This is a genomic window from Candidatus Binataceae bacterium, from assembly GCA_036495685.1.
Lineage (GTDB): Bacteria > Desulfobacterota > Binatia > Binatales > Binataceae > JAFAHS01.
The window spans coordinates 1-12410 of sequence record DASXMJ010000124.1; the positions used below are offsets into that span (position 1 = coordinate 1).

General features: G+C 60.8%; 11 protein-coding genes. 5 read left to right on the forward strand and 6 right to left on the reverse strand.

What is annotated here, in order from left to right; translation table 11 throughout:
- Window positions 1–136 precede the first annotated feature (136 nt).
- A complete protein-coding gene (gene dnaN / locus VGI36_12345; protein HEY2485935.1) occupies window positions 137–1279 on the forward strand; it encodes a DNA polymerase III subunit beta in 1143 nt (380 codons plus the stop codon).
- 400 nt (window positions 1280–1679) lie between these two features.
- On the opposite strand, the gene VGI36_12350 is transcribed toward dnaN, so the two are convergent.
- Both VGI36_12350 and VGI36_12355 read right to left on the reverse strand, forming a co-directional pair.
- Complete coding sequence (locus VGI36_12350; protein HEY2485936.1) at window positions 1680–1958, reverse strand: hypothetical protein; 279 nt, start codon at window positions 1956–1958, stop codon at window positions 1680–1682.
- Between the two features lie 18 nt (window positions 1959–1976).
- Window positions 1977–2261, reverse strand: coding sequence for a hypothetical protein (locus VGI36_12355; GenBank protein HEY2485937.1), 285 nt, complete (start codon window positions 2259–2261; stop codon window positions 1977–1979).
- A 117-nt stretch (window positions 2262–2378) separates the two neighbouring features.
- On the opposite strand from VGI36_12355, the gene VGI36_12360 reads away from it, so the two are divergent.
- Entirely contained in the window at window positions 2379–3257 is an 879-nt protein-coding gene (locus VGI36_12360; protein HEY2485938.1) for a transcriptional regulator GcvA, read from the forward strand.
- A 407-nt stretch (window positions 3258–3664) separates the two neighbouring features.
- Here VGI36_12360 and VGI36_12365 read toward each other — a convergent pair whose 3' ends face one another.
- Complete coding sequence (locus VGI36_12365; protein ID HEY2485939.1) at window positions 3665–5416, reverse strand: glycosyltransferase family 39 protein; 1752 nt, start codon at window positions 5414–5416, stop codon at window positions 3665–3667.
- A gap of 155 nt (window positions 5417–5571) precedes the next feature.
- Between VGI36_12365 and VGI36_12370 the strand changes: the two genes are divergently transcribed.
- The 3 genes from VGI36_12370 to VGI36_12380 all read left to right on the forward strand — a co-directional run bounded on the left by VGI36_12370 (window position 5572) and on the right by VGI36_12380 (window position 9806).
- Entirely contained in the window at window positions 5572–7656 is a 2085-nt protein-coding gene (locus VGI36_12370; protein ID HEY2485940.1) for a thioredoxin domain-containing protein, read from the forward strand.
- A gap of 50 nt (window positions 7657–7706) precedes the next feature.
- Window positions 7707–8627 carry an endonuclease/exonuclease/phosphatase family protein gene (locus tag VGI36_12375; protein ID HEY2485941.1) on the forward strand — a complete coding sequence of 307 codons (921 nt, stop codon included), beginning with the start codon at window positions 7707–7709 and terminating at the stop codon, window positions 8625–8627.
- 81 nt (window positions 8628–8708) lie between these two features.
- The gene (locus VGI36_12380; GenBank protein HEY2485942.1) at window positions 8709–9806 is read left to right on the forward strand and encodes a glycoside hydrolase family 172 protein; all 1098 of its coding nucleotides are present in this window, start codon (window positions 8709–8711) and stop codon (window positions 9804–9806) included.
- A 74-nt stretch (window positions 9807–9880) separates the two neighbouring features.
- Here VGI36_12380 and VGI36_12385 read toward each other — a convergent pair whose 3' ends face one another.
- The 3 genes from VGI36_12385 to VGI36_12395 form a co-directional block, all read right to left on the reverse strand.
- Entirely contained in the window at window positions 9881–11299 is a 1419-nt protein-coding gene (locus VGI36_12385) for an amidase (protein HEY2485943.1), read from the reverse strand.
- Window positions 11300–11309: 10 nt separating this feature from the next.
- Window positions 11310–11525, reverse strand: a complete 216-nt coding sequence (locus VGI36_12390) for a hypothetical protein (GenBank protein HEY2485944.1) — start codon at window positions 11523–11525, stop codon at window positions 11310–11312.
- 92 nt (window positions 11526–11617) lie between these two features.
- The coding region (locus VGI36_12395) for a CoA transferase (protein HEY2485945.1) at window positions 11618–12410 on the reverse strand (793 nt) is incomplete at its 5' end.

Consider the following 12410-nt stretch of genomic DNA (forward strand, 5'->3'; position numbering starts at 1 on the left):
AACTTGTACCAGACAAAACAATCTTGAAAAACGGTCGGATAGCGGAACCATCAACAAATCGACAGGCGTTACTAGTACTACGGTTTTTCTAATATAGATCTAAGATCCTTTAGGAATAGTAACGGACAAATAATTCATGGGACTCGTCATCGAGCGTGCATCATTGCTGAGTGCCCTTAGCCTGGTTCAGGGAATCGTCGAACGGCGAACCACCGTACCGATTCTAGGACACGTTCTTATCGAACCGGATGGCGGCGGACTGAACCTGAGTGCAACCGACCTCGAGGTAGGAATACGCACCCAGGTTCCCTGTAAGTCTGGAAAAGATAAAAACCTTACCCTCAACGCGCGCAAGCTCTTCGAAATCGTCCGCGAGGCCGAGGGTGACGAGGTAAAGCTCGAGTCGCTCGAAGGAGACTGGGTGGAGCTGAAGTGCGGGCGCGCGAAATTCAAGATGATGGGGCTCGATCCACGCAGTTTTCCTGCCATGCCGAGCCAAAATGCCGGTAAAGCCGAGGGACCGATCGCCAGGAAAACCGCCAGAGCGGATTTGAACATACCTGCCTCGGTGCTAGCGGCCATGATCGACAAGACCATCTTCGCGGTCAGTCCCGACGAAGCCCGTTACAATCTCAGTGGAGTGCTGGTGGAGTCGGCTGGGTCGAACAAAGTGCGAATGGTGGCCACCGATTCGCATCGCCTGGCTCTGGTCGAGCGCGATGCAGACGGGTTCAAGATCGAACACGGGGTTATTGTTCCACGCAAAGGATTGCAGGAACTCCGTAAGTTGCTGGAGCAGTCCGGCGAAGACGACACCAAACTCAGCATCGATGGACAACTTGCCTATCTGAAACGTGGCACGACCGAAGTGTCCATGCGCTTGGTCGAGGGGGAATTCCCAGACTATCGTGGCGTTCTTCCGAAAAGTTCCCGCCACCAGATCGCGGTTGGTCGCGACGACCTGCTAAACGCCATCAAACGGGTCTCGATTCTTTCGCACGAGCGCTATCACGGAATAAAGTTCTCCCTGTCTGCGGGGACCCTCACCGTGTCATCCACCAACGCGGAGATGGGTGAGGCAACGGAATCTATCGAGGTCGAATTTAAGGGCGAAGACTTCGCCATTGGATTCAATGGCAACTATCTGCGCGATGCGCTGGGGATAATTCCAGGCGACAGCGAAGTCGAGTTGGGCCTGAGTGACGACGCCAGTCCCGGGGTGGTCAAGACACCTGCCGACTCGGCTTTCACCTACGTCGTAATGCCGATGCGGCTTTAATTGCCGTGCTGCCAGGACTTGGGGTGCGGGTGACTTTCCGATCCCGGCCAAAACGCCTTTGTTTCACGCGTACGGCCACATTCGAATACCACAACGATGAGTTCCTCGTCGTGAGCGACCGCCACCCGTAGTCCCGTCGCCGACTCGCCCGCAAGCCAAGCCGGACCTCGGCCGGCTCGTAAAAATCGCAACTAAGAACCTGCAGGCCGAACTAGGGGCACAGGAAGTGCCGTGTCTACCGGCGGGCGATCGCGTCCGCTCGCTCCAGTTTGCAGACCCGGGCGCACCTCAATAGCAGAGCGTCCGAATTTGCGAATGAACATCGCATGGCTCTGTCGTCGTCGTCGGAATGTCTACAAGCATCAAAAGCCAGCCGTAGTATTTCATTCTAGGCGATCAGTCAGCGCTTCCAGAACCCTTGCGACGGGATGCGAAACGCCCGGTTGAAGCGCGAGGACGCGTTCTCCCACGCGATGATCATCGTCAGCTCCGCGATGGTGTCGTCGTCGTAGTGTTGTTGCAAGCGTGCGAACAGCTGGTCGTCGACGTCGTAGCGCGTGTCCGTGATCGCGTCGGCGTATTCAAGAGCCACCTTCTCCGCGTCGCTGAATAGCGGGCTCTTCGCATAGTCGTTGAGCGCGTCGATTTTCTCGGTCGAGGTGCCGAGCCTGCTGCTCACGGCAGCATTGGCGTCCTGTCAAAACTCGCACTTGTTCCAAGAGGCGACGCGACGGTTGAGTAGAGTCCGCAGCGTACCGGGCACGCGCTTCGTCTCTGTTTGGAGGGCGGTCCACATCGCATGCGCAGCGCGGAAGTACGCTGGGTTGCGCGCGTAGAAGAGGTACGGATAAAGCGGAGTGCCGTGGAGCTTGCGTTGTTCCTCGAGCACTTCGCGCAGATCGTCCGGTAGCGACTCGATATCGAGCGGCGGGACGCGCGTTCCGTCCAGGACGGCAAACTCCTCCACGTTCGGCTGTTTCATTGCTTCAAGAATCCTTGGTATCGTCGTGCGCACATCATGCGAAGCTAACCCACTGATGGCAAACGAAAAATGGTAAGCTATCTGTGAGTGTTACTCACAGATAGATCGCAACCTCGAATGCCGTGCCGTCTCCCGCCGCTAAATACCCTGCCGAGCTTTGAGGCAGCGGCCCGTCACCTGAACTTTTCCAGAGCGGCTGACGAGTTACACGTGACCCACGGCGCCGTGAGCCGTGCCGTCCGCAACCTCGAGGATCATCTTGGCTTGCGATTGATGATTCGGGCGAGCCGCTCGGTGCGCCTGACGCCGGTCGGCGCATCCTTTGCCGCCGAGATTCGCGACGTCCTAGAACACCTCGCGGCGGCAACATCGGCAGCTACCGGACAAACCTCTCGAATAGTCAGCGTCAGCACAATCGACTCGTTCGCTGCCAGATGGCTCATGCCGAGGCTATTTCGGTTCCGGCGGGCCCACGGCGATATCGACGTGCGGGTGGCCACTTCGGAGCGGCTGGCCGATTTCGTCAGTGACGGGATTGACATCGCAATTCGCTGTGGCGGTGGCCAATATCCCGGTCTCTCGGCGGAATTGTTGATGACAGAAGATCATTTTCCGGTCTGCAGCCCGAAACTGCTCAAAGGTCGCCATCCGCTGCGCACACCCGCTGACCTCGCTCGCCACACGCTCCTGCACGACGTTTTCACTGTCGACTGGGCCATATGGCTGCGCAATGCCGGGATCGACAGTATCGACCCCCATCGCGGACCGACGTTTCTATCGTCCGATCACGCGATCCAAGCTGCAGTTCGGGGCGAGGGCGTCGTGCTCGGCCGTAGTGCCTTGGTGGCCGACGATCTTGCCGCGGGGCGCCTGGTGCAGCCGTTCGAACTCCGCCTCCCGGCTGGCTTCGCCTATTTCGTGGTCTATCCACCACGCGCCCTGCAGCGACCCAGCGTGAAGTCGTTTCGCGACTGGCTGATAGCCGAGGCACGATAGCGCAAAAAAGCCTGGCATATTGAGGCTGACTATCGAGCGCCGAAATTCAAGGGTCGCAACCGAAGTGCGCTACGAACTCACCGACCAAGGAGTGGCTGCCATCAAACCGATGCTGCTGCACGATGCGTGCAGCTTACCGCGCGTGAATGATTTTCGTGTCCCCAACGGCATCTTCGGGGTCTTGCCATCTGGGGCGCCGTGGCGCCCATCTGCCAGACCGCTTCAGTCCATACGCTATAAATCGCAACGACCTGATTGCTTGAGCCCGTATCAGTATGGTTCCCGCAATTTGGTCGAGCGGTTGTTCAGCAGGATCAAGCAGTGTGGTCGGGCCGCAAGCTACGACCAATTGGCTCCAATGTGACTGCGCATTGATGATTCCGCGTCCTGGGCGGGTGTTGCGCCTCTCAGCGGTCCGTCACTTTGACCAACACAACCTTGTTTTTCTTCTGGTCTTCGTCTTCCCAGGGGAATGAAGGCTCACTGAGCACAACCTGATTTGGAATGGCGATGGCAGCCAGGTCCTTGCGCCGGAGTAGAACCCACTCGATATCGTGGTCGTGAATCGCGCCGATTAAATCGGCGACGTGTTCGTATTCCGGGAGCGGAGCGCGCGGTTTGAGATAGAACAGTCCTTCTTCGGTCCGGAAGTACGCGAGGTGGCTTAAGTCGCCATCCAGGGTTTTGGCCACCTGCAAGGCGAGCGGCTTTTCGCCGCGATAGGCATCCGCTGCAGGCATCGCGAAAAGGTAAATGTAAGCCATCGAAGCGTAGGCAATTATCGCCATGGACACGCCGAGCCGAATCGGCGTGTACTTGCTGACCGCGTATACGATTCCGAGCACGCTCAAGATCCACGCGAGCCCGAAGACGATTGGATCGAGGATCGGCGGCAGCGCTGCCAACCGCCACGGCAGCGACCCTGCGGGCAGCAATAGGGCAACAATTGCGCCCACGGTCGCCAGCGCGACGATGCCGAAGCCTAACCCCAACAGGCGGCGCGCCCAGCGCGAGCGAAATTCCTTAACCATCAGCAAACGTGCGACGAGCAGGGCGACGGCGGGCAGGATCGGCAGGAGGTAGTAGCTGCGGCGGGAACCGGAAATCGTGAAGAACACAAACGTCGCCCAGAAATAGACCAGCGCGAAGCGATCGCCGCGCGCAGGCTCGTCGCCGACCGTACGGCGCTTGTGGGCCTCGATGAGCGCGGCCGGCAGCAGGGCGGACCACGGAGCCGCCAGGGCGAAAATTACGTAAAGGTAGAGGTAGACCGGTCCGCGATGGTCAAAGGGGTGGAAAAATCGCACCACGTTCTCGCGCCACACCATGTGCAGGCCCTTGCCCGAAACCTCGGCGTGACGCAAAACGGAGAATGGTGCGTAGTAGATGGCTGCTGCTAAGGCAATCGCAATGACTGACTTCCAATTGAACAACCATCGATTGCGATCGATGATCCAGCGGATGCGCGCACTGATCGGCCCGGTCAGCAAATAGTCGAGGAGATCGGTCCACCCGGTCGCCAGCAGACAGTACACGCCGATCGTCATAATCGGCAGCACGAATCCAAGCAGTCCCTTGGTAAGCGAGGTGATTGCCATCACCACCCAAAGCGCAATCACCCACCATCCGTCCTGATGACGTTCGTGGTGCAGAAACAGCAGCAACGCCGCTAGCTCACCGGTCAGGGTTTCGACATCTGCCGAAGCGTGGCGGGAAAAGAAAACGAAGCTGAAACTGGTGGCCAGCACGATACCGGAAAGCAAGGCTGTGCGCCGATCGTAAAGGCGCGCGGCGAGCACCATCATCAGAATCACCGCCAGCAGACCCGCGACCGCACAGGGGAACCGCGCCGCCGCCTCATTCATGGCGCCGGTCAACCAGGTCGACCATAAAATCAGCCAATAGGATCCCAGCGGCTTATCGTAGTAAACCTGTCCATTGATAGTCGGCCAGAAATAGTTGTGGGTGGTGATCATCTCCCGCACGATTTCGGCCCAGCGAAATTCCGACGACCACAGCGCACGGGTTCCCAATCGGACAAAAAACAGGATCGCAGTGAGGAGGACGACGCCGCTGAAGCAGGCGCGCCATCGCGACTGCGGCAGGTCAGCACTGCGCTCCAGGTCGTGGGTCACATAGGTGAACGGAGCCGAACTCATCGCACCGAAATTCTAGCCGCCTCGATCGCTTCGGTGCCAACCGGGGAGCGAGGTATGCGTAGTATGCGCCAAGGCCGCGTGCTAGCGTCGAAGAAAGCGAATTCTTGCCTTCATCAACCACCCCGCGCTGCGCTAACTTGAGACTTTGAGAGCCGATGAGCGAACCGCAAAATCAGCTTCATCCCCGCAAGCCGAACCGCCTGGTCAAAGAGCAGAGTCCGTACCTCCGCCAGCACGCCTACAATCCGGTGGACTGGTACCCGTGGGGCGAAGAGGCGCTCCAGCGCGCCAAGGATGAGAACAAGCCCATCTTGCTGTCGATCGGGTACTCGGCTTGCCACTGGTGCCATGTGATGGAGCGCGAATCGTTTGAAAACGAAGCGATCGCTCGGCTGATGAACAACAATTTCGTTTCGATCAAAGTCGATCGCGAGGAACGCCCGGACCTCGACCAGATTTACATGGACGCGGTCCAGATCATCACCGGGCGCGGTGGCTGGCCGCTGACCATGTTCCTTACCCCGGACGCGAAGCCGTTTTTCGGCGGGACCTACTGGCCGCCGGAAGACCGGCAGGGCATGCCGGGCTTCGCGCGCGTTCTGGCGGGGGTCGCGAATGCGTACCAGAGCGGCGCGCACGAGGTTAAGCACAACGTCGAGAAGCTTACCGAGGCGCTGGGAGCACTTGCCAAGTATCAAGCGCCCGCCGGGGACCTGCGTCCGGACCTGCCGGTCGTGGCCGCGCGCGCGCTGGCCGGCGCCTATGACAGCATCAACGGAGGCATCGGAGGCGCGCCGAAATTTCCCAACACCTTCGTATTCTCGCTCTTTTTGCGCGGGTTTGCTGCCGAGGGCGACGAATCGATGGCCGAGATGGTGCGCCACACCCTCAAGAAAATGGCCCGCGGCGGCATCTACGATCAGGTTGGCGGCGGGTTCCATCGTTACAGTGTCGACGAGCGCTGGCTGATTCCGCACTTCGAAAAGATGCTCTACGACAACGCGCTGCTCGCGCGAATCTATGCCGATACAGGGCGCGCGCTGAATGAGCCCGAGTTTCTGCTGACCTCGCGCGAGATACTGGATTACGTACTGCGTGAGATGACGAGTCCCGAGGGGGGATTTTATTCCAGCCAGGATGCCGACAGCGAAGGGGTGGAGGGCAAGTTCTTCGTGTGGACGCCCGCGGAAGTGGAGCGAATTCTCGGCTCGGAACTGTCGCCCATCGCCGAGCGGTATTTCGACATTAGCCCCGAGGGCAATTTCGAAGGCGAAAACGTGCTGCATCGCACCATCGAACTGGCCGACGCTGCACGCATGTTCGGGAAGAGCGAAGACCAGATTGAATCGGCAATCGCGACGATTCGCGCCAAGCTGCTCGCGGAGCGCGCGAAGCGCGTTCATCCCGGGCGCGACGAGAAGATCCTGACTGCCTGGAACGCGATGATGATTGCCGCATTCGCGGACGGCTATCGGGCGCATCAAGAAGTTCGCTACCTCGAGGCAGCTCGGCGGGCGTGCGAGTTTCTCCTGGGCAAGATGTTTGACGGTCGGACACTTCTGCGCTCGTGCAAAGACGGTGTGGCGCGGTTCAACGCTTACCTGGAGGATTACGCGCTTCTCTGCGGCGCGATGGTCGACATGTACGAGGCGTCGCTGGAACCCCGTTACCTGGTGTCCGCGCGGATGCTCGCGGACATTGTCTTGGACCGCTTTCTCGACCGCGAGAAGGGCGGGTTCTTCTTCACCTCAGAAGATCACGAGGCACTGATAACCCGCAGTAAGGCGGCCTTCGACGGCTCGACGCCGTCGGGCAACAGCGCGGCGATAATGGCGCTGCTGCGGTTGGCGGAATACACGGGGGAAGACCGCTACCGGATCGAAGCAGAACGGGCGTTGCGGCTGTTTCGCGAACTTATCGAAAAGCAGCCGTTTGGATTTTCGCACATGCTCGAGGCGCTCGATCTATTTCAGCGCGGCGCGACTGAAGTCGTCCTGGTGGGAGATTTCGCGGCGGCGGAATTTCGCTCCTGGGTCGAGCGCCTGGGACTGCTTTATGTGCCGAACCTCAGCATTTTCGTTGCCGATCCGAGCGGCACTGCTGCCAATGGCTCCCTGCCGGAACAGGTGCGCGGCAAGCGGGCGCTCGATGGGCGGGTGACCGCTTACGTATGCCGCCGACGCACCTGCACGGCGCCGATCACCGAATTTGGGGAACTGGCGAAGGAACTCGGCGGCTGAGTCGTCACATCGATATGGCAGGTGGAGCGACTCAACGCGGTGACGCGGAAGTGTCCGCGCTGAAACCGCCGTTTCCCCCGATCATTGTCAATCGGCCCGCACGACCCGTCCCCGGACCGCTTCGAGTAACGCTCTTCAATGCGCGCGGCGGCGTTTATCTGGAGGGGATCGGCGATTGTCTCTCGCGCCCTCCACTCGGCCAGAGCTCGCTCATGCTGCTTTGCGAATCAGACTGGGGAACCAAACGATCGGGCGAACGAGAAGTTGCGGCCGAACTGGCCAGGCGACTCAACATGAGTTTTGCCTACGTGCCCGAGTTCGGAATTCCACAAACGGACGGGACCCACAAGTCCTTTCTCGGCAATGCCATTCTTTCCACCGTTCCATTGAGTGAGGTTCGGGCCGTGGCCCTGCCGCGGCCGCTCCCGGAACGGGCAAACTCCCTATTGCGCCAGCGTGTGGGTCTCAATACCGCACTCATCGCCAAGGCGCGCTTCCGCCATCAGGATGTCACGATTGGGGTCCTCCACCTGGCCAGTCATTGCGATCCCCAAGCGCGCGACCAGCAAATGGCCACTTACCTGGCATCCTTTCCGCAGGCAGGACCGGCCGTCATCGGCGGGGACCTGAATACCACCACGACCGTGTTGCAGAGCGAACGCGACATTCTTCGCACCTTCGTGCAGGTGTTCCTGCGACCCTCGAGATTTCACAGGCCCCAGCGCTATGAACCGCTATTCAGACGGCTGAGCGCGGCCGGTCTGAGAGTTGACGATGTGAACCTGATGGGCAAGCCGACCTTCACATTCACCCGGGCGATTCCCCCTCGTTATCGCCCCAAGCTCGATTGGTTTGCCGTCCGGGGACTCAAGGCGGTTCCCGCCTCGGCCGCGGTGCTTCCCGCACGCCAGTCGCTGTTCTCCTCACGCCTCTCGGACCACGATTTCGTCACCGTCGAACTGGATATCTAGATCGCGGCAACCGGCGATTCTATTTTCTTCCGCTCGGTGCCCTGGTTTGCGTACAATCTCGCGCGCTCGGAGGTCGTCGCCATGGCGTCGTTCAACGGCTTAGGACTTCATCTCGGCAATCTGTCGCGTCTTTCCGACGCGGAATCGCGCTCCATCAGCGCGGAAAATCCGACCGGCGAGAAGGGCAAAGGCGCGATGGCGGTGCCGGATCCCGAAACCAGCCCCGCTCGCAACCTGGGTCCGGGATGGAAGGTCTCGCCCTATATCACCATCGACGCCGGGACGACCGCAATGCTCGCGGATATCACGGGGCAGGGAGCGATCCAGCAAATCTGGATGACACCGACCGGACTGTGGCGAAATTCGATCCTGCGGATTTACTGGGACGGCCAGCCGGCTCCCGCAGTCGAATGTCCGATCGGAGATTTCTTTGCCTGCGGCTGGAATCGCTATGCGCAGGTCTCCTCGCTGGCGGTGTGCGTGAATCCCGGCAGCGCGTTCAATTGCTACTGGGAGATGCCGTTTCGTGAGCGCGCAAGGATCACACTGACCAATACCGCGGACCACGCGATGATTCTCTATTACCAGATCAGCTATACGCTGACCGAAGTGCCCGACGATGCAGCCTACTTTCACGCCCAGTTCCGCCGCGTGAACCCGTTGCCGTACAAGCAGGTGTACACGATTGTCGATGGCGTGAAAGGCAGGGGACATTATGTGGGCACCTACCTGGCATGGAGCGTCAAGAGCAACGGATGGTGGGGCGAGGGTGAGATCAAATTCTACCTCGATGGGGACGGAGAATTCCCGACCATCTGCGGCACCGGCACCGAGGACTACTTCTGCGGTTCGTACAACTTTGACGTCGGCAAGGAGAACGGCGGCTATCGGGAATTCACGACCCCGTACGCGGGATTCGCGCAGGTGATTCGGCCCGATGGACTGTACCAATCGCAGATGCGGTTCGGGATGTATCGCTGGCACATCCCAGACCCGATTCGCTTCAAGCGCGATGCCCGAGTGACCATCCAGGCGCTGGGCTGGCGCGGCGACCCGCGCCGTGGCGCGGAATTCAAGCCGCTCCAGGATGACATCGCCTCGGTCGCGTACTGGTATCAGACCTTGCCGACGGCGCCATTTCCGCCGTTGCCGTCCCCCGGCGACCTGCGCGTTGACTGAGGTCTTCTCAGCAAAGCTTCGCGCGGGGGAGGCCGGGCAGGCAAACTACCTGCCCCCTCTACCAAGGAAGCACCCTACAGCGGCGGCGGTGCCGGCAGCGCACCGCGCGCTTTTTCGTATGCCGAAGCGACTTGCAGCACGATGGCCTCCGCAAACGGGCGGCCGACTATCTGCATCGCAAGCGGCAAGCCGTCGCTTGAGAGGCCAGTCGGAAGCGCGATGGCAGGCTGCCCGGTCACATCGAAGGGTGAGGTGAAGCGCAGAATCCCGCTCAGCACATCCACCCCCCCGCCATCGGCATCGAAACGCCGGCTTTCGCCGATCTTGGGCGCCGGGATTGCCGCACCCGGCGCGATGAGCACGTCGCGATCGTTTAAGGCGTCGGTTGCTTGCGCGAGCACCCGAGCCCGCGCGCGCTGCGCACGCACATAGGCGCTGCCGGGAATCATCATCCCGATTTCCAGCAAGCGCCTGACGTCATCGCCGTAATCCTGCGGCCGAGTGGCCATCCACCGGTGGTGGATTTCGCTGGCCTCGGCCCAGGTCACGATGCCGCTGATGATCCCGGAAAGCGGCAGCGACGGGATCGAGACTTCGTCGACGGTGGCACCCAGATCGCGCAGTTGCTGAGCCGCCGCCGTGAAGGACCGCTGGACGTCAGGCGAGAGGTTGTCGGTCAGTTCGCGCACGATTCCGACCTTCATTCCGGAAATGTCCGCATCGAGGTTCTGCGCATAGTCGGTAACCCGCTCGCGGCTTGAGGTTGAATCGTTGCGGTCGTGCCCGGCGAGCACGTTGAGCATGAGCGCCGCGTCGCGCACGGTCCGGGTGATCGGACCGACGTGGTCCAACGTGTATGCGAGCGGCAGCACCCCATAGCGGCTGACTCGGCTCCAGGTCGGCTTGACCCCGACGCATCCGCACAAGGCGGCGGGAATTCGTATCGACCCTCCCGTGTCGGTGCCGATGGTGGCGGCAGCGGAGCGCGCCACAATCGCAGCCGCGGACCCGCCGCTCGATCCTCCCGGAATGCGGTCGAGCCCGTACGGATTGCGCACGAACCCATGATGCGGATTCGAGGAGGTGATGCCGTAGGCAAACTCGTGCAGGTTCAACTTGCCCAGCAGAATTGCGCCCGCGCGCGCTAGGCGGGTCCACACCGTACAATCGTGAGGCGGTTTGAAATCGCTCAGGATTTTCGATCCGCCGGTGGTGACGATGCCTTTGGTGTAACACAGGTCCTTCAGCCCGATGGGGACTCCATGAAACGGTCCGCGCCATTTGCCCGCGACTATTTCATGCTCGGCCTTGCGCGCAGTCTTACGCGCCAGCTCGTCGGTGACCGTGATGTACGCGCGAATCTTTTCGTCGGTGCGCTGAATGCGGTCGAGGTAGGCCTCGGTCAGTTCGACCGGGGAGATTTCCTTGGCGTGGAGTTTTGCACTCAGCGCCGCGACGTCGAATGAAAGCAGCTCGTCATGTGAATGCGCCATCTGCACGCTCCTACTTTTTCGCGGCGATTCGCGTCGCCCCGGCCATCAGGTTGGGAAAGCCAAACGGTGGCTCGAGCTCGTCGAGCCCCAGCGAATCAAGATTGTGCGCGAGCGAGATCATGGCGCCCGCAGTATTGGCGACCGGGACGGCGGCCTCGTCACTGATCTCATAGTCATAGACGTCCTTCAGCACTCGTTTCACGGTTTCGGGTGTTACCAACGGCATAGTCCTCACCTCTCTAGTCTGGCTTCTGAAGGTTTGCGGTCGAACGCAGTCGACCCTGCGCCTTTATGAGCACGGAATCGAGTAGTTAATTTTCATCGGATGATCTTGTCCGCGCGCAGCGCGGCGATCTTCGCCGCGTCGTAGCCCAGAAATTCACGCAACACCTGGTCCGTGTGCTCGCCGAGCAGCGGCGCCGCGCGATCGATTTGTGCCTGCCGGGTCGCAAACTTCATCAGCGGGCCGGTTTGCCAGACCTTGCCCCACTGCGAGTGTTGCAACTCCGCGATCAATTCATTGGCTGCGACCTGGGGGTCGGCGAAGAGATCCTGGAAATGATTAACCGGCACGGCGGGTACCCGCGCTTGCGCCAGCATGGCCAGAGCCGCGGCGCGATCCTGGGCGGCCAGGTCGGCTTCGAGTGCGGCCGCGAGCTTGCCATCATTCGGTTCATTGGCAGCCTCCGGCCACTTAAGCGCCGGCAGTGACGCGCGCGCGCGGCGCAGCGAATTCCACTGTTCAGCGTCGTCCAGCGAGATGAAAAGCCATTGCTCGTCCCTGCACTTGTAGGCACGCGACAGCGCCGAGCGGCCGCGATGCTCGGCACTGCCATTCTCCAGGTCGGGACGCCCGCGATAGAAGATGAACTCGCCCGCCTGGAGCGCCATCGAGGCTTGCAGCAGGGAGGTCTCGCAGAATTGTCCGCGCCCGGTCCGCTCAAGGGCACACAGCGCGGTGACGCATCCGAGCGCGGAGATCATTGCGGCGCCGTAGTCGCAAATCGCGCAGGTCAGGTAAACCGGATGCCCATGCGGACCACCCTGTGCGGCCATCACTCCGGAGTACGACTGTAACAGCGGGTCAAATCCGGGCCGGCCGTGCTCGGGG

Bases quoted from the DNA above. Each gene is read 5' to 3' on its own strand.
- VGI36_12365 (HEY2485939.1), bottom strand. From the start codon at position 5,416: ATGAGTTCGGCTCCGTTCACCTATGTGACCCACGACCTGGAGCGCAGT.
- VGI36_12385 (HEY2485943.1), bottom strand. From the start codon at position 11,299: ATGGCGCATTCACATGACGAGCTGCTTTCATTCGACGTCGCGGCGCTG.
- VGI36_12370 (HEY2485940.1), top strand. From the start codon at position 5,572: ATGAGCGAACCGCAAAATCAGCTTCATCCCCGCAAGCCGAACCGCCTG.
- VGI36_12355 (HEY2485937.1), bottom strand. From the start codon at position 2,261: ATGAAACAGCCGAACGTGGAGGAGTTTGCCGTCCTGGACGGAACGCGC.
- dnaN (HEY2485935.1), top strand. From the start codon at position 137: ATGGGACTCGTCATCGAGCGTGCATCATTGCTGAGTGCCCTTAGCCTG.
- VGI36_12360 (HEY2485938.1), top strand. From the start codon at position 2,379: ATGCCGTGCCGTCTCCCGCCGCTAAATACCCTGCCGAGCTTTGAGGCA.
- VGI36_12390 (HEY2485944.1), bottom strand. From the start codon at position 11,525: ATGCCGTTGGTAACACCCGAAACCGTGAAACGAGTGCTGAAGGACGTC.
- VGI36_12380 (HEY2485942.1), top strand. From the start codon at position 8,709: ATGGCGTCGTTCAACGGCTTAGGACTTCATCTCGGCAATCTGTCGCGT.